The sequence below is a fragment of the Gordonia aurantiaca genome (genome assembly GCF_039939235.1).
Classification (GTDB): Bacteria; Actinomycetota; Actinomycetes; order Mycobacteriales; family Mycobacteriaceae; genus Gordonia.
The window spans coordinates 120,463-136,057 of sequence record NZ_JBDUUF010000004.1 but is presented as its reverse complement, the minus strand read 5'-3'; the positions used below and the strand labels follow the sequence as shown (position 1 = coordinate 136,057).

Here is a 15,595-nt window from a genome sequence, read left to right as displayed (position 1 = left end):
CGCTCGGATGCCTCAACGTTCTCGCGCTGATCGTGGCGGTGGGCCGGTTTCCGGCGCTCTTCGGCATCTCGGGTCGAAGCAGCGGTGACGACCTCGCCGAGATCGGCGAGGTCGTCACCGCGGTCGCCGGGGGGAGACACCGCCCACGTCGCCGGCGGCCTGTTCGGCGGATTCCCGTTCTCGGCGAGCGCATCTCGCGCCCCGGTGGCCGAACGAGCGGGCGTGCGAAAGCAATCGATTCGTCCGGCTGAAGTAAGCGTTCTGCCGTCGGAGAACCCGATGCTGGTGGAACCGCCCTCATCCGGGCCGGTTCTTTCCCTCGATCGACGCGGCCGTCGCGGCGTTTCGCAACCGCTGACCGGCCCCGGGTCGCCGGGGTTCAGGACTCCGAGGTCTCGCCGGTGGCCCCGCCGTGCGCGAGCCGCCAGACCCGATCCCGCGACATCGGGGTCTCGAGAGGCCGCACCCCGATCGCGCGGCGGATGGCATTGGCCAGCGCGGGCGCGACCGGGTTGAACGGCGACTCCGACATCGACTTGGCACCGAACGGCCCGAGCTCGTCGGCGGTGTCGGCGAAATAGACCTCGGTGTAGGGGATGTCGGCCATCTGCGGCACCCGGTACGTGCGGAAGACCTTGGTCACGGGCACCCCCTCGTCGAGCATGATCTCCTCGTAGAGCGCAGACCCGATACCTTGCGCCACACCGCCTTCCACCTGTCCCCGACACTGCTCGGGATTCATCACGGTGCCCGCGTCGGCGGCGTGGACCGACTGCAGGATCACGACCTTGCCGGTATCGGTGTCCACGGCGACGCGGAATGCCTGCACGTTGAACGCGATCGAGCGCATCTCGCCGCGTTCCTCGCCGGCGGCGTAGGCGCGGGCGCCGTCGGGCAGGTCGAGGCGGTGGCGGTTGTCCACGGCGGCGATGAGGTCGCCGAAGCCGACGAGACCCTCGCCGACGATCGCCCCGTCCGGGCCCAGTCGGATCTCCGCGGGATCGGCTCCGGTGAGCCGGCCGGCCGCATCGACGAGGGCGTCGCGCAGCGCGAGGCTCGCGGCATGCACCGCCTTGCCCGCGACGGTGGTCCCGGCCGACGCGAACGCACCGGTGTCATATGCCGCGGCGTCGGTGTCGCCGTGGTGCAGGGACACCCGCGAGACGTCCGTCGACAGTGCGGTCGCGACGATCTGGGTGTGCACCGTGGTGGTGCCGTTGCCGAACTCACACGTCCCGACGCCGACGTGGTAGGTCCCCCCGGTATCGACGGAGACGGTGACCTCGGAGACGTGCCCGCGCGGCGCCATGGTGGCGATCGCGGCGATGGCCATGCCCTCACCGACGCGCCACCGCGGCCCGGGCGGCGGGGCCATCCCGTTGCCGCGCCGCAGCGCTGCCTCGGCGGCGTCGAGGCACTGGTCGAGTCCGTAACTGCCATACACCAGGTCGACCTCGGGTTCGGGCCGGGCGATCAGCAGCGGGTCGCCGTCGGCGACGGCGTTGCGGCGGCGCAGCTCGAAGGGGTCGATGCCGAGGCGGAGGGCGAGCTCGTCCATCGCGGACTCGACCGCGAAGATCACCTGGCCGAGGCCGTATCCGCGAAAGGCGCCCGACGGCGGGTTGTTGGTGTAGACGGCCTCGGCGTCGATCCGCTTGACGGGGCAGTTGTAGATCGACACCGACTCCGCGCACGCGTGGAACATGACGCCGATCGCATGGTTGCCGTAGGCGCCGGTGTCGGACAGGACCTCGACGCGCAGCCCGGTGAGCCGTCCGTCGTCGTCGGCGCCGAGCTCCACCGTCACCCGCATGGGGTGCCGGTACGTCGTGCGGGTCATCTCGTCGGTGCGGGTCATCTCGTAGATGCAGGGCCTGCCGGTGCGCAGTGCGGCGACCGCTGCGAGATCCTCGGTCAACAACTCCTGCTTGCCACCGAAACCGCCACCGACGCGACCGCTGAACACCCGCACCCTCTCGACCGGGAGGTCGAGGATGCGGGCCAGTTCGTCGCGCACCAGGAACGGCACCTGGGTGGACGTGCGCACCACCAGGCGGCCCTGGGCGTCCAGCCATGCCACCGAGCCGTGGGTTTCCAGCTGCGCGTGGGACACCCGCTGGGTCTGCCAGGTTCCGCGGACGGTGGTCGACGACGCGGAGAGTGCCTCGTCGATGTCGCCGCCGAAGCCCTCGTGGAAGGTCGCGACGACGTTGCGGTCGGGTTCGGCGACGCGGTCGTCGGGGGTGAGGTCGGGATGCAGCAGCGGCGCGCCGGGGCTGCGGGCCTCCTCGGGATCGAAGACCGCGGGCAGTTCCTCATAGGTGACTCGGATGAGCCGGGCGGCCTGTTCGGCGATCCCGGGCGAGCTCGCGACCACCGCGGCGACCCGCTGGCCGACGAACCGCACGACCGGGTCGAAGATCAGCGTGTCGTCCGGGTCCTCGAGACGGTTCTCGTGTCGTGCGGTGGAAAACCGCGGCGTCGAGACGTTTTCGTGCGTGAGGATGAGTTCGACGCCGGGCAGGGCGGCTGCGTCGGTGGTGTCGATCGAGAGGATCCGGGCGTGCGGATGCGGCGACCCGAGGACGTGGATGTGGAGCGCGTCGGTGAGCGGGACGTCGAAGGTGTACGGCTCCGTGCCGGTCACCACGCGACGAGCGGCGGGCGGGGTCACCGAGGTACCGACCGCCGGGCGGGGGTCGGGTGACCCGGGAGCGCGTGGGCCGGCGTTGGTCTCGCCGGCGACGGCGCCGGTGATCGCCTCGCGGATGGAGCGATATCCGGTGCAGCGGCACAGGTTTCCCTTCATCAGCCGCGGCAGGTCGTCGAGGTCTTCCGGGGTGAGCGCCGAGGTGGTGACGATCATGCCGGCGCTGCAGAAGCCGCACTGGAACCCGAAGTGGTCGACGAAGGACTGCTGGACGGGGTGGAGGTCGTCGGGGGTGCCGAGTCCGGCGACCGTGGTCACCGACCTCCCGGCGACCCGTTGCGCCGGGAAGATGCACGAGTGCACGGGCTTTCCGTCGACGAGCACCGAGCAGGCGCCGCAGTCTCCGGCGTCGCAGCCCTTCTTGACCTCGAAGTGGGCGTGCCGGCGCAGCAGCGTCCGAAGGCACTGCCCCGCGGCGGGTTCGGCGTCGATGCGTTCGCCGTTGACCTCGAACTCCACGACTACACCGACCCTTCGAGTTCGACGCGGATCTCCTCGGCCAGGACCGCGGAGACGGCCCGCCGCCAGTCCGCCGAGCCGAGCGGGTCGGTGTAGTAGCCGGGCGCGGAGGTGATGTCGTGCCGCAACCGGTCCGCCGTCGGGGGGATCGGATACCGCAGCACGGTGGGCCACTCGGTGGCCGCGGTGATCCCGTACACGGTGGTCCCGTCCGGGTCGACGCGCCCGGTCACCACCGCGCCGGACCGGCCGAGTTCGGCCAGGGCGATCTTGCGGAACCCCGTGCGTGCGGCCAGTGCGTGGCCGGGGAAGTCGACGGCGCGCAGCACCTCGCCGGGAGCGAGGATGTTGATGCCGTTTCCGATCACCAGATCCGACACGGGCACGTCGCGATCGGCGCCGTCGGGATGCCAGATGTGCGCGGTCGCGTCGAGGCCGGCGGCCAGCGAAACCATCGACGCCGCGGCGAACGACCGGCAGATGTTGCCGCCGACCGTCGCCATGTTCCAGATCTTGAACGACGCCAGCAGGGCGTTGGCGCACTGCGCGAACAGCGGGTGGGCGCGGAAGCCGGGGCGCGGCGGCAGCGCGGCGAGCTCGGCGATCGTGCAGGTGGCGGCGATCCGGAGTCCGCCGCCGGGAAGATCTTCGATTGACGGCCAACGCATCTCGCTGAGATCGACGATCCCGGTGGTGGCCGGTTGGGGCTCGGAGAACACCCACGTGCCGCCGGCGACGATCTGTTCGCCGGGCTGGGGGAACGCCTCCTCGCGCGAGCGGGCGAAACGGTACCGGGTGACGGCGGTGAGATCCATCAGCGTGCCTTGTCCAGCAGGCGTCGGTGCGCGGCCGCAACGGCGTCGGTCATCGTCTCGGTGTCGATGGTGAGCATCTCGCCATCGGCGACCACCTGCCGCCCGTGCACCCATGACGCCTTGATCGGCGGGATCGCCCCGAGGACGAGGGCCGCGACCGGGTCGTCGATGTCGCGGTGGGCGACGGTGGACAGGTCCCACAGTACGAGGTCGGCGAACTTGCCGGGTTCGATCGACCCGATCTCGTCCTCCCGGCCGAGCACCCGTGCGCCGCCGAGAGTGGCGAGTTCGAGGGCGGTACGGGTGGTCAGGGCGGTGGGTCCGCCGCGGGCACGCGCCATCAGGACGGCCTGGTGGGCCTCCTCGAGCAGGCGGGCGGATTCGTTCGACGCGGCACCGTCGACCCCGAGCCCCACCGGCACGCCTGCGTCGACGAGGTCGCGGGTGCGGCAGATCCCGTTGCCCAGGCGGGCATTGGAGGTGGGGCAGTGGGCGACGCCCGTCCCGGTCGCGGCCAGCCGGGCGATCGCCGTGTCGTCGAACTCGACGCCGTGGGCGTACCAGACGTCCTCGCCCACCCAACCGACCGACTCCATGTACGCCAAAGGCGTGCAACCGAAATGCTCGGAGCAATAGGTGTCCTCGTCGATCGACTCGGCGAGGTGGGTGTGCATCCGGACGCCGAGTTCGCGTGCCAGCGAGGCCGATTCGCGCAGCAGGTCGGTGGTGACCGAGAACGGCGAACACGGCGCGAGCGCGATCCGCAGCATCGCGCCGGGCGCCGGATCATGCCAGCGGGCGACGGCATCGGCACTGGCGGCGAGGATCTCGTCGATGGTCTGCACCACCGAATCCGGCGGCAGCCCACCGTCCTTCTCCGACAGGTCCATCGAGCCGCGCGTGGGATGGAATCGCAGCCCGACCTCGTCTGCCGCGGTGATCTCCGCGCCCAGCAGGTCGCCGCCCTCGCGGGGGAAGACGTAATGATGGTCGGTGGTCGTCGTGCATCCGGACAGCGCCAGCTGGGTGAGCCCGCCCAGCGCGGCCGCGTGCACGGCCTCTTCGTCGATGCCGGCCCAGATCGGGTACAGCGTCTGCAACCACTGGAACAGGGTGTGATCGGCGGCCAGACCGCGCGTGATCCATTGGTAGAGGTGGTGATGCGTGTTCACCAGGCCCGGCGTGAGGACGCATCCGCGGCCGTCGACCCGCACGGCGTCACGGGCGACCGCGGCGGGGATGGGCTCCTCGGACACCGCCGTGATCGTCGTGCCCTCGACGAGCACCGACGCCCGGGGCAGTTCCCGGCGCTGCGCGTCGAGCGTCAGTACGTGGGTGTTCTCGATCAGGATCGCGGGTGCCACGGCGTCACGCTACGTGTATCCGACCCCGCGCGCATCTCATGTCACAGAAGTTCGCGCTGATTGTGAAGCGCCTCGCAGCCGACGGGCGGAGTTCCCGCAACCCGGCGTCAGACGGGTGTTTCGGTGATCGCCCGGCGCGCCGGGATGGCCAGTGCGACCAGGGTGGCGACCGCACACGCGCCGAGTGCGATACCCGACGCCCACAGATATCCGTCGCTGGTCGGGACGACCACGGTCACGTCGCCCGGGCCGCTGATCGACGCCATCGACCACGTCAGCAGCATGCCGACGACCGCGGACGCGGTGGACGTGCCGATGATGCGCATCAGGGCGTTGACACCGTTCGACTCGCCGGTCTGCTCGACGCTGACCGACTGCATGATGAGCGCCGGCATCGCCGAGTACGCGATGCCGAGGCCCGCGCCGATGCAGCAGCTGATGACGAGCATGTGGATCCAGGACAGGTCCCAGGGGCCGGAGAGGCCGACGATGAAGATGACGTAGCCGACGCCGATGATCACGCCGCCGAGAGCGAGGGACACGCGTGCGCCCAGTGCGGCGTTCATGCGTCCGCTGATGTTGGAGAACAGGAACATGACCACGCCGCTGGGCGCGAGGATCAGGCTCGCGTGGACCATGTCGAAGCCGAGACCGTTCGGGGTGAAGGTCGGGGCCATCAGCAGCTGGATCGGGATGAGCTGCATCGCGTAGAAGGCGAAGCCGGTGGCGATCGACGCCAGGTTGGTCAGGAAGAGCGGGCGGGTCCCCAGCAGGCGCAGGTCGATCAGCGGGTTGCCGCGACGGAGTTCCACTGTTGCCCAGATCCCGAGCAGCACGACGAACGCCCCGAACAACCCGAGGGTCAGCGGGCTGCCCCATCCCCAGACCGCACCCTTGGACAGCGGCAACAGCAGGCACATCAGGAACGCGCCGAGACCGAGCGCTCCGACGAGATCGAAGCGGCCGCCGGAGACCGCGCTGTTCGACGGGACGGTCGCCAGGACACCGAGCGCGGCCAGGCCCGCCACCAGCGCACACGCCCAGAACAGGCCGTGCCAGCTGATGTGCTGGGCGATGGCCGCGGCGATCGGGAGGCCCAGCGCGCCACCGATGCCGAGGGAGGCGCTCATGGTGCCGACCGCGGAGCCGAGGTGCCGGGGCGGCACGATGTCGCGCATCACGCTGATGCCGAGGGCGACGATGCCGAATCCCAGACCCTGCAGGCCGCGGCCGAGGATGAACAGCGGCAGGGATGTCGCGAGCGCGCAGACGACCGAACCGAGTGCGACGAATCCGAGGCTGGCGAGGATCGCGAGACGTTTGCCGTACATGTCGCCGATGCGTCCGCCGATCGGGGTGGCCACGGCCGCGACGAGGAGGGTGATGGTGATCGCCCAGGTGGTGTTCGAGGCGTCGGCCTTCAGCAGGGACGGCAGTTCCGGGATCAGCGGGACGATGATCGTCTGCATCACCGCGACCACGATGCCGGCGAGGCACAGCACCGCGACCGCGGCGCGCGGGTGCGGCTTCTCGTCCTCTGCCGGGGTCCCGGGGGCCGGTGCGCTGCCGGGCCGGGCAGCCCCGTCCAGATGAGCCCGGTCGACGTGATCGCCGGTCTCTCCGACGGCGTCGGGGGTCTCCTTGCCGGGTTCCCCGCCGGTCTCCGTGCTCCTGGTCACGAGACCATCCGGCTCGTCGTACTCATGTTCGTTCACACCTCCGAACGATCAGGGTATCCGCGCGGTGTCGCCGGAAGGCGCTCGCCGGTCCGTTCCCCGCCCGAAGCGCCGGGTCGAGCCCCGAAATTCAACCGGAGGAATGAACGCCGATCAGAGCCTGAGGAGATCGGCTCCGGACACCGGCTCCGGCCAGCGAGGGGTGATGCCGTCGCCCGACGACACCCCGCGGATGCGGCGCATGACCCACGGGGCCAGGAAGGTGCGGGCCCACTCGGTGTTCTGGCGACGCTGCTCGTGACGCGACGGCTCGGCGAGCGGCTCGAGTTCGACCGGCGTGATGGCGTGCTCGACGCCCAGCAGGTCGAGGACCTCGGCGGCCATGCGCGTGTGACCCAGCGTGGACATGTGGAGGCGGTCGGTGTCCCACATCCGGTAGTCGTCGTAGCCCTTCAGGCGCCAGTAGTCGAACAGCACGACGCCGTGCCGGTCGGCGACCTCGCGGAGCAGCTCGTTGTAGATCGCGATCCGCCCGCGCAGCTTGCGGAAGACCGGCGCCCACCCGGTGTCGTAGGCGGTGAACACGACGACGGTCGCACCGGTGGCGACGAGCTTGCCGATCGCCTCGTCGTACCGGCCCATGAGGGCGTCGATGTCGAGTCCGGGACGCATGAGGTCGTTGCCGCCGGCGTAGACGGTGACCAGATCGGGGTTCATCGCGACCGCGGGTTCGAGCTGTTCGGCGACGACCGCATCGAGCAGGCGACCGCGGATCGCGAGATTCGCGTACTCGAAGTCGGGATCGTGGGTGGCGAGCTGTTCGGCGACGCGGTCGGCCCAGCCGCGCAGACCGTTGGGGCGGGTGGGGTCGTTGTCGCCGACCCCCTCGGTGAACGAATCCCCCAACGCGACGTAGCGGGTGAAGCCCACGGTGCTGGCCCTCCTGGTCCGGATATGACGATCGACCGATTATGACGATCGACCTAGGACGGTAGTTCGCCACGCCGCCGCGGGCCAAGGTCTGCGGCGTGCGTCACTGTGCGGCACGGGACGCGGGGTGAGGCGATCCGGTCGGCGGCGGGGGTGGTCGGGGCGACCGGCGGTCCGTCGGTTTCGCGCGAATCGGATCGAATTGTTCGCAATCCGGATACCCGACGGGTGATCATTTCTCGACGGAGCGATCGGTCGGTGTCGATTCCCATTCCCTCCGCGAATCTCTCGTCGCGGGTCCGGTGCTGTCAGGACTCGGTAACGTTGGCGCAATGTGTTCGGGTTAGGTTGTCCGCCAGCCATTTTGAGAACGCTCGCGGAAAGACGGAGGGGCTGTCCGGCGCCTGGTGGGGTGTGGGTAGGATCACATGAGTTGCGCCGTTCCGTCGGTTCGGCGGCACCGGGGAAAAATCAATTTGTCGCAGCGGGAAAAAGGGGAGAACCCGATGTTCGAGAAGGTTCTGGTCGCCAATCGGGGCGAGATCGCGATCCGTGCGTTCCGTGCCGCGTACGAGCTCGGCGCGCGCACGGTGGCGGTCTATCCGTACGAGGACCGCAACTCGGTGCACCGGTTGAAGGCCGACGAGTCGTACCAGATCGGGGTGCCGGGCCATCCGGTGCGCGCGTACCTGTCGGTCGACGAGGTCGTCGCGGCCGCGGTGCGGTGTGGGGCGGATGCGATCTACCCGGGCTACGGCTTCCTGTCGGAGAACCCCGGCCTGGCCCGAGCATGCGCGGACAACGGCATCACCTTCGTCGGTCCGAACGCCGACGTGTTGGACCTGACGGGCAACAAGGCCACCGCGGTCGCCGCGGCGAAGGCCACCGGGATCCCGGTCCTGGCATCGTCGGAGCCCTCGGCCGATCCCGGGCAGTTGGTGGCCGCGTCGGCCGACATGCAGTTCCCGGTCTTCGTGAAGGCCGTGGCCGGTGGCGGTGGTCGCGGTATGCGCCGCGTCGACGATCCGGCGGATCTGGCCGAGGCGATCGCGGCGGCCTCACGCGAGGCCGAGGCCGCGTTCGGTGATCCGACTGTGTTCCTCGAGCAGGCGGTGGTCAACCCGCGCCACATCGAGGTGCAGATCCTGGCCGACACCTACGGCAACGTCATCCACCTGTACGAGCGGGACTGCTCGCTGCAGCGTCGTCATCAGAAGGTCATCGAGTTGGCGCCGGCGCCGAACCTGCCGGACGAGCTGCGCGAGAAGATCTGCGCAGACGCCGTGGCGTTCGCCCGCCACATCGGCTATTCGTGTGCCGGCACCGTCGAATTCCTCCTCGACGAACAGGGGCGGCACGTGTTCATCGAGATGAACCCGCGCATCCAGGTCGAGCACACGGTGACCGAGGAGATCACCGATGTCGACCTGGTCAGCTCGCAGCTACGCATCGCGGCGGGCGAGAGCCTCGAGGATCTGGGCCTGTCGCAGGAGTCGATCCGCATCCGCGGCGCGGCGATGCAGTGCCGGATCACCACCGAGGACCCGGCCAACGGCTTCCGTCCGGACGTGGGTCGCATCACCGGCTACCGCAGCCCGGGCGGTGCGGGCGTGCGGCTGGACGGCGGCGCGAACCTGGGCGCCGAGGTCAGCGGTCACTTCGATTCGATGCTGGTCAAACTGACCTGTCGCGGAAGGGATTTCGCGACCGCGGTGCGGCGCGCCCGGCGTGCGGTGGCCGAGTTCCGCATCCGCGGGGTGGCCACGAACATCCCGTTCCTGCAGGCGGTTCTCGACGACCCGGACTTCCGGGCCGGGCGAGTGACCACGTCGTTCATCGACGAGCGTCCCGAACTGCTGACCTCGCGTGCCTCGGCCGACCGCGGCTCGAAGATCCTTGCCTACCTCGCCGACGTGACGGTCAACAAGCCGCACGGCGAGCGCCCGACCACGGTGTACCCGCGCGACAAGCTGCCCGCGGTCGACAAGGCGCTGCTCGCCTCGCCGCCGGACGGGTCGCGTCAGCGTCTGCTGGAACTCGGGCCGGAGGGATTCGCCAGGGATCTGCGCGAGAACCCGCGGCTGGGCATCACCGACACCACCTTCCGGGACGCGCACCAGTCGCTGCTGGCGACCCGGGTGCGCACCAACGGGCTGGTGATGGTGGCCCCTTATGTCGCGGCGCTGACACCGGAGCTGCTGTCGGTGGAGTGCTGGGGCGGCGCGACCTACGATGTTGCGCTGCGGTTCCTGAAGGAGGACCCGTGGGATCGCCTGGCGCAGTTGCGCGAGGCCATCCCGAACATCTGTCTGCAGATGCTGCTGCGTGGCGCCAACACGGTCGGCTACACGCCGTACCCCACCAAGGTCACCACCGCGTTCGTGGCCGAGGCCACCGACGTGGGCATCGACATCTTCCGCATCTTCGACGCGCTCAACAACGTCGACGCGATGCGGCCGGCGATCGACGCGGTCCGCGAGACCGGCACCGCGGTGGCCGAGGTGGCGATGAGCTACACCGGCGACCTGATGAACCCGGCCGAGGACCTATACACCCTCGACTACTACCTCCGTCTGGCCGAGGAGATCGCCTCCGCCGGCGCGCATGTGCTGGCGATCAAGGACATGGCGGGCCTGCTGCGGGCACCTGCCGCGACCAAGCTGGTCTCCGCGCTACGGAAGAACTTCGACCTGCCGATCCACGTGCACACCCACGACACCCCGGGTGGGCAGCTGGCGACCTACCTCGCCGCGTGGGAGGCCGGCGCGGATGCCGTCGACGGAGCGAGTGCCGCCCTGGCCGGCACCACGAGCCAGCCGCCGTTGTCGGCGATCGTCGCCGCGACCGCGCACACCGAGCGTGACAGCGGCCTCGACCTGGCCAAGGTCTGCGACCTCGAGCCGTACTGGGAGGCGCTGCGCAAGGTGTACGCGCCGTTCGAGTCCGGCATCCCGGCGCCGACCGGTCGTGTCTACAGCCACGAGATCCCGGGCGGTCAGCTGTCGAACCTGCGCCAGCAGGCCATCGCGCTGGGGCTGGGCAACCGCTTCGAGGCGGTCGAGCAGGCCTACGCGGCCGCCGATCGCATCCTGGGCCGCCTGGTCAAGGTCACCCCGTCGTCGAAGGTCGTCGGCGACCTCGCGCTGGCGCTGGTGGGACGCGGCATCACCGCGGCCGAGTTCGCCGCCGACCCGTCGGCCTACGACATCCCGGACTCGGTGATCGGGTTCCTGCGCGGCGAACTGGGTGATCCACCCGGCGGCTGGCCGGAGCCGCTTCGCTCGCTCGCCCTCGAGGGGCGGGCGCCGGCGCCGGAGGTCAAGCCGCTGACCGCCGACGACGAGGCCATCCTCGACAAGCCCGGCCGCGATCGGCAGGTCCGGCTCAACTACCTGTTGTTCCCGGGTCCCACAAAGGAATTCGAGGAACACTACGAGCGCTACGGCGACACCTCCCGGTTGAGTGCCAACCAGTTCTTCTACGGTCTGCGCTACGGCGAGGAACACCGTGTCTCGCTCGAGCCGGGCGTCGAGCTGATGATCGGTCTCGAGGCGATCAGCGAGCCGGACGAGAAGGGTATGCGCACCGTCATGTGCGTGCTCAACGGACAGTTGCGTCCCATCGCGGTGCGCGACCGCAGCGTCGACTCCGCGGTCGCGGCCGCCGAGAAGGCCGACCGGTCCAACCCGCACCACGTCGGCGCGCCGTTCGCCGGTGTGGTGACGCTGTCGGTCGATGTCGGTGACGAGATCGCCGTCGGTGCCACCATCGGAACCATCGAGGCCATGAAGATGGAGGCCGCGATCACCGCGCCGGTCGCCGGCAAGGTCACCCGCATCGCGATCGGCCCCGTCTCGCAGGTGGCCCCGGGTGACCTGCTCCTCGAGATCGGCTGACCAGCAGCTTTCGGAACGGCCGGTGTTCCCGCGGAAGGCGGTCCCACGCGGGAACACCGGGGTTGTCTCTAGTCGTTCAGGACGACGAGATCGGCCCGGTTGCGCGACGTCGCGATGAGCGCCGCGTTCGGCTCGTCGACCGACCCGATCCAGGCGAGCGAGTCGGCGTCGGTCTTCCCGGCGGCAATGTGGCGCTCGCGGAGTCGTTCGCGCCGGACGGCCGTGTCGGCGTCGACGTACACCAGCCGGTCCAGCAGCTGCCGTACCTCACGCCAGACCGGTTCGTCGAGGCCGAGGTAGTTGCCCTCGACGACCACCAGCCGCGCTGCGGCGGGCACGATCAGCGACGCCGAGATCGGTTCTCCCGCAGTGTGATCGAAGTCCGGAACACAGATGTCATGACCCATCTCGCGGATGCGGTGCAGCAACGCCACGAAACCCGCGGCATCGAATGTGTCCGGGGCGCCCTTGCGATTGCGGCGACCGAGACGCTCCAGTACGGCGTCGGAGAGGTGGAACCCGTCCATCGGCACGTAGCCGACGGCGGCACGTCCGAATCGCCCGATGAAGTCCGTGACGAGTGCACGGGCCAGGGTCGTCTTGCCGGCACCCGGAGGTCCGGTGATCCCCACCAGAACGCGGGAATCGGCGCCGTCGAGCAGGGATGCGACGTGGTCGGAGACCTCCGCGGGGAGTGGCATCCCGCTCAGCTGCCGCGGTACGTCGAGTACGCGAACGGACTCAACAGGACCGGGACGTGGTAGTGGCGCTCCGGGTCGTCGACCTCGAAACAGATGTCGACCTCGGGGTAGAAACCCCTGATGTCGTTGTCGGCGAACCAGTTCCCGGTGTCGAAGACGAGGTGGTAGATGCCGGGGACGAGCGGCTCGGCGTTGACCTGTCCGATGCGTCCATCGGAATCGGTTCGCCCGGAGGCGAGTTCCGTGCCGGAGGCATCCTGCAGCGACACCTCCACGCCGACGGCCGGCGACCCCGACGTTGCATCCAGGACGTGGGTGGACAGACCGGTCATCCGCTGACTACTCCTTCGTGGTTTCCCCGGCATGTGCTGTTTCCTCGGCATGCGCCGCCGGTGCCAGCATACGTTTGAGTCGGCTGCGATTGATCTTCGCGAGCTCCATCCGCATCACCCGGCGTTCGGTCTCGGGGTCGTTGCGCAGGCGCTCCTCGAGGATTCCGAGGAGTTCCTCGGCGGGTCGGCCGTTGGCGAAGACCAGGTAGACGTGTCCGAACTTCTCCTCGTACTCCCGGTTGTATCTCTTCAGGTCCCGCAGGACCGAGGCGTCGGCACCGGTCACTCCCGACTGTTCCCGCGCCGACGACGCGTTGTCCGGCCGGTCGCCGATCCGCGGGTGTCCGGCGAGTGCCTCGTCGAGATCGGTCTCGGTGAGCTCGGCGAGGATCAGGTCGGCGTACTCGAGGACCGCCTCCTCGTCGGCGAACGGCCGGGCGCGCGCGACCCGCAACGCCCAGATCGTCGAACTGCAGCACTCGTACAGCGCTGCGATCGCCTGCTTCTCGGTCAGCTCGTTGAAGCTGGGGACTCCACGCCAGTCGACTCGTCGCACGCGCTCAGCCTAGGAGAGTTCCGGCCGGCGGCCGAACCGGGCGGACGTGAGCGGGTTGGCGTCGGCGACGAGATCGTCGAACCGGTGGTTCGCGATCTTCGCGATCTCGATGAGCGCGAACGACTTCTCGCTGCTCTCCGAGTTGTCCATGCGTGACCAGCCGTTGCGCAGCACGCGGTCGTAGCGTTCGGCCTCGCGGGCGCAGATGACGAGCGGGAAACCGAAGTGCTCGCGATATGCGGTCGCGAGATCGACGACGTTCTGGTGCTCGGCCTCGTCGAGCTGCGAGAGCGCCACATGGTCGACGGCGGCCATCTCGCCCGACTCGTCCTCCGCCCCGAGATCCGGGAAGGCCTGGATGAGCTCGAGCTGCTCGGCATCGTTGCCGGTGAGCATCGCCTCCTGGAAGGCGCTGCGCAGATCGTGCACATCCTCGAACGGCCGCTGCGCGTAGGCGCGGTCGAGGACCCAGTCGACGTCCTGCACGACATGGCCGAAGGTCTCGCGGAACTTCTCCAGCGACATCTCGTTCACCTCGTCGAGGGTGATCGACCCCGCGCCGGCAACGGCCGGGCCCCTTCTGCCGACGTGGAAGAACAAGAGGTTCAACAGGATCGCGGTGATCGCGCCCATCGTGATGCCGGTCGAGAACGGGATCTGCAGGAAGATGTTCGGCATCGCCTGGTCGACGCCCGGGGTGGCCGGGGTGTCGACGACGTTGCCGTCGACGTCGATGACCTGCGAGGGGCCCGACGACTGCGAGAACTGGACGTACAGCGCCACCGCCAGGGAGGTGGCCGCGATGATCAGGTTGCGGTGGTCGGTGAAGTCGACCGAGGTCAGCATCTGGATGCCGACGACGGCGACGGTCGCGAACATGATCAACGCGGCGCCGCCGAGCACCGGCGCGGGGATGCACTCGACGATCTTGGCGACCTTCGGCAGCAGACCGAGCAGGATCATGATGACGCCGGCTGCGGCGACCACCCAGCGGCTCTTGACCCCCGTCAGCCGGACCAGGCCGACGTTCTCGGAGAACGCGGTGTACGGGAAAGAGTTGAACGAGCCGCCGATCATCGTGGCCAGACCGTCGGCGCGGACGGTGGCGGCGATGTCCTCCTTCTTGATGCGCTTGCCGACGATCTCTCCGGTCGCGAACACCGATCCGGTCGACTCCACGGCCACCACCAGCAGCACCACGATCAGCGAGACGATGGCGACGATGTCGAAGCGGGGCCAGCCGAATGCGAACGGCGGGGTGAAGCCGACCCAGGACGCCTCGCCGACGATCTCGAACCCGGTGTCGCCCAGGAGCCACGCCACAGCGGTGCCGATGACCAGACCCAGGAGCACCGCGATCGTGCCCATGAATCCGCGTAGGAACCGTTGCATGAGCACGATGAGCACGATGGTGCCGAACGCGTAGAGGACCCACCTCGGGTTGGAGCTGTCGTGGATGTGGGTGTCCGGGTCGCTGACGGCGTCGCCCGCGCCCACCGGGATGAGGCAGATGCCGATGATCGCGATGAGGGTGCCGGTCACCACCGGCGGCAGGAAGCGGATGAGGTTCGCGAAGAACGGCGCGATCAGGAACGTGAACAGGCCTGCGGCGATGACCGCGCCGTAGACGGTTTGCAGCCCGACGCGGCCGCCGCCGTGGTCGTTGGCGATCTTGATGACCGGTGCGAGGGTGGCGAACGTGATGCCCTGCAGAAGGGGGAGCCGGACGCCGATCTTCCAGATGCCGACCGCCTGCAACAGCGACGCGATGCCGCAGGTGAACAGGTCGGCGGTGATGAGCATCGTCAGCGCCTCGGAATCGAGGTCGATGGCCCGGGCGATGAGCAGCGGCACCAGCACCGCGCCGGCGTAGAACGCCACGACGTGCTGCACGCCGAGCGTGATCATCTTGCCGACCGGGGGTACCTGGTCGACGGGGTGGACCTTCTTCTTCCGCTTCTGACCCGCGGATGCTGCGTCGGTGGCCATCGCTGCCTCATCCCCTCCCCACCGACCGTCCCGGTCGGTGCGGCTCGATTCCGCGACTCGTTCCCGAGTCGGCCCGGCAGGGTAAATGGTGGCGCCGTGCGGCGCGGTCCGCTCGTCGGGGACCGAAGATTTCACAAGCGTTTACCTGGCGTCGGTGGACACGGGTA

General features: G+C 69.4%; 10 protein-coding genes. 1 reads left to right on the top strand and 9 read right to left on the bottom strand.

What is annotated here, in order from left to right:
* Positions 1-379: 379 nt before the first annotated feature.
* From ABFT43_RS10090 to ABFT43_RS10070, 5 genes are all read right to left on the bottom strand, one after another.
* On the bottom strand, positions 380-3,169 hold the full coding sequence (locus ABFT43_RS10090; RefSeq protein WP_347960216.1) for a molybdopterin-dependent oxidoreductase: 2,790 nt from the start codon (positions 3,167-3,169) through the stop codon (positions 380-382).
* Positions 3,170-3,171: 2 nt separating this feature from the next.
* On the bottom strand, positions 3,172-3,984 hold the full coding sequence (locus ABFT43_RS10085) for an FAD binding domain-containing protein (protein ID WP_347960215.1): 813 nt from the start codon (positions 3,982-3,984) through the stop codon (positions 3,172-3,174).
* Positions 3,984-5,348: an 8-oxoguanine deaminase gene (locus ABFT43_RS10080; protein ID WP_347960214.1), complete on the bottom strand. Its 1,365-nt coding sequence runs from the start codon at positions 5,346-5,348 to the stop codon at positions 3,984-3,986. The genes ABFT43_RS10085 and ABFT43_RS10080 overlap by 1 nt, the downstream gene beginning before the upstream one ends.
* 107 nt (positions 5,349-5,455) lie before the next feature.
* Positions 5,456-7,027 carry an MFS transporter gene (locus ABFT43_RS10075; RefSeq protein ID WP_457590138.1) on the bottom strand — a complete coding sequence of 524 codons (1,572 nt, stop codon included), beginning with the start codon at positions 7,025-7,027 and terminating at the stop codon, positions 5,456-5,458.
* Positions 7,028-7,177: 150 nt separating this feature from the next.
* Positions 7,178-7,954, bottom strand: coding sequence for an SGNH/GDSL hydrolase family protein (locus tag ABFT43_RS10070; protein WP_347960213.1), 777 nt, complete (start codon positions 7,952-7,954; stop codon positions 7,178-7,180).
* A gap of 506 nt (positions 7,955-8,460) precedes the next feature.
* Between ABFT43_RS10070 and ABFT43_RS10065 the strand changes: the two genes are divergently transcribed.
* Positions 8,461-11,850 (top strand): pyruvate carboxylase, encoded by a 3,390-nt coding sequence (locus ABFT43_RS10065; RefSeq protein ID WP_347960212.1) that lies wholly within the window; start codon positions 8,461-8,463, stop codon positions 11,848-11,850.
* 68 nt (positions 11,851-11,918) lie between these two features.
* On the opposite strand, the gene ABFT43_RS10060 is transcribed toward ABFT43_RS10065, so the two are convergent.
* From ABFT43_RS10060 to ABFT43_RS10045, 4 genes are read right to left on the bottom strand one after another with little or no spacing between them, the layout of a single operon-like run.
* The gene (locus ABFT43_RS10060; protein WP_347960211.1) at positions 11,919-12,551 is read right to left on the bottom strand and encodes a nucleoside/nucleotide kinase family protein; all 633 of its coding nucleotides are present in this window, start codon (positions 12,549-12,551) and stop codon (positions 11,919-11,921) included.
* 5 nt (positions 12,552-12,556) lie between these two features.
* Positions 12,557-12,883 (bottom strand): hydroxyisourate hydrolase, encoded by a 327-nt coding sequence (gene uraH / locus ABFT43_RS10055; protein ID WP_347960210.1) that lies wholly within the window; start codon positions 12,881-12,883, stop codon positions 12,557-12,559.
* A 7-nt stretch (positions 12,884-12,890) separates the two neighbouring features.
* Complete coding sequence (uraD, locus tag ABFT43_RS10050) at positions 12,891-13,439, bottom strand: 2-oxo-4-hydroxy-4-carboxy-5-ureidoimidazoline decarboxylase (RefSeq protein WP_347960209.1); 549 nt, start codon at positions 13,437-13,439, stop codon at positions 12,891-12,893.
* Positions 13,440-13,448: 9 nt separating this feature from the next.
* Positions 13,449-15,428: a solute carrier family 23 protein gene (locus tag ABFT43_RS10045; protein WP_347960208.1), complete on the bottom strand. Its 1,980-nt coding sequence runs from the start codon at positions 15,426-15,428 to the stop codon at positions 13,449-13,451.
* Between the last annotated feature and the right edge of the window lie 167 nt (positions 15,429-15,595).

Excerpts from the sequence above, each read along its gene's own strand:
- ABFT43_RS10060 (WP_347960211.1), bottom strand. The coding sequence starts at position 12,551 with ATGCCACTCCCCGCGGAGGTCTCCGACCACGTCGCATCCCTGCTCGAC.
- ABFT43_RS10065 (WP_347960212.1), top strand. The coding sequence starts at position 8,461 with ATGTTCGAGAAGGTTCTGGTCGCCAATCGGGGCGAGATCGCGATCCGT.
- ABFT43_RS10085 (WP_347960215.1), bottom strand. The coding sequence starts at position 3,984 with ATGGATCTCACCGCCGTCACCCGGTACCGTTTCGCCCGCTCGCGCGAG.
- ABFT43_RS10045 (WP_347960208.1), bottom strand. The coding sequence starts at position 15,428 with ATGGCCACCGACGCAGCATCCGCGGGTCAGAAGCGGAAGAAGAAGGTC.
- uraH (WP_347960210.1), bottom strand. The coding sequence starts at position 12,883 with ATGACCGGTCTGTCCACCCACGTCCTGGATGCAACGTCGGGGTCGCCG.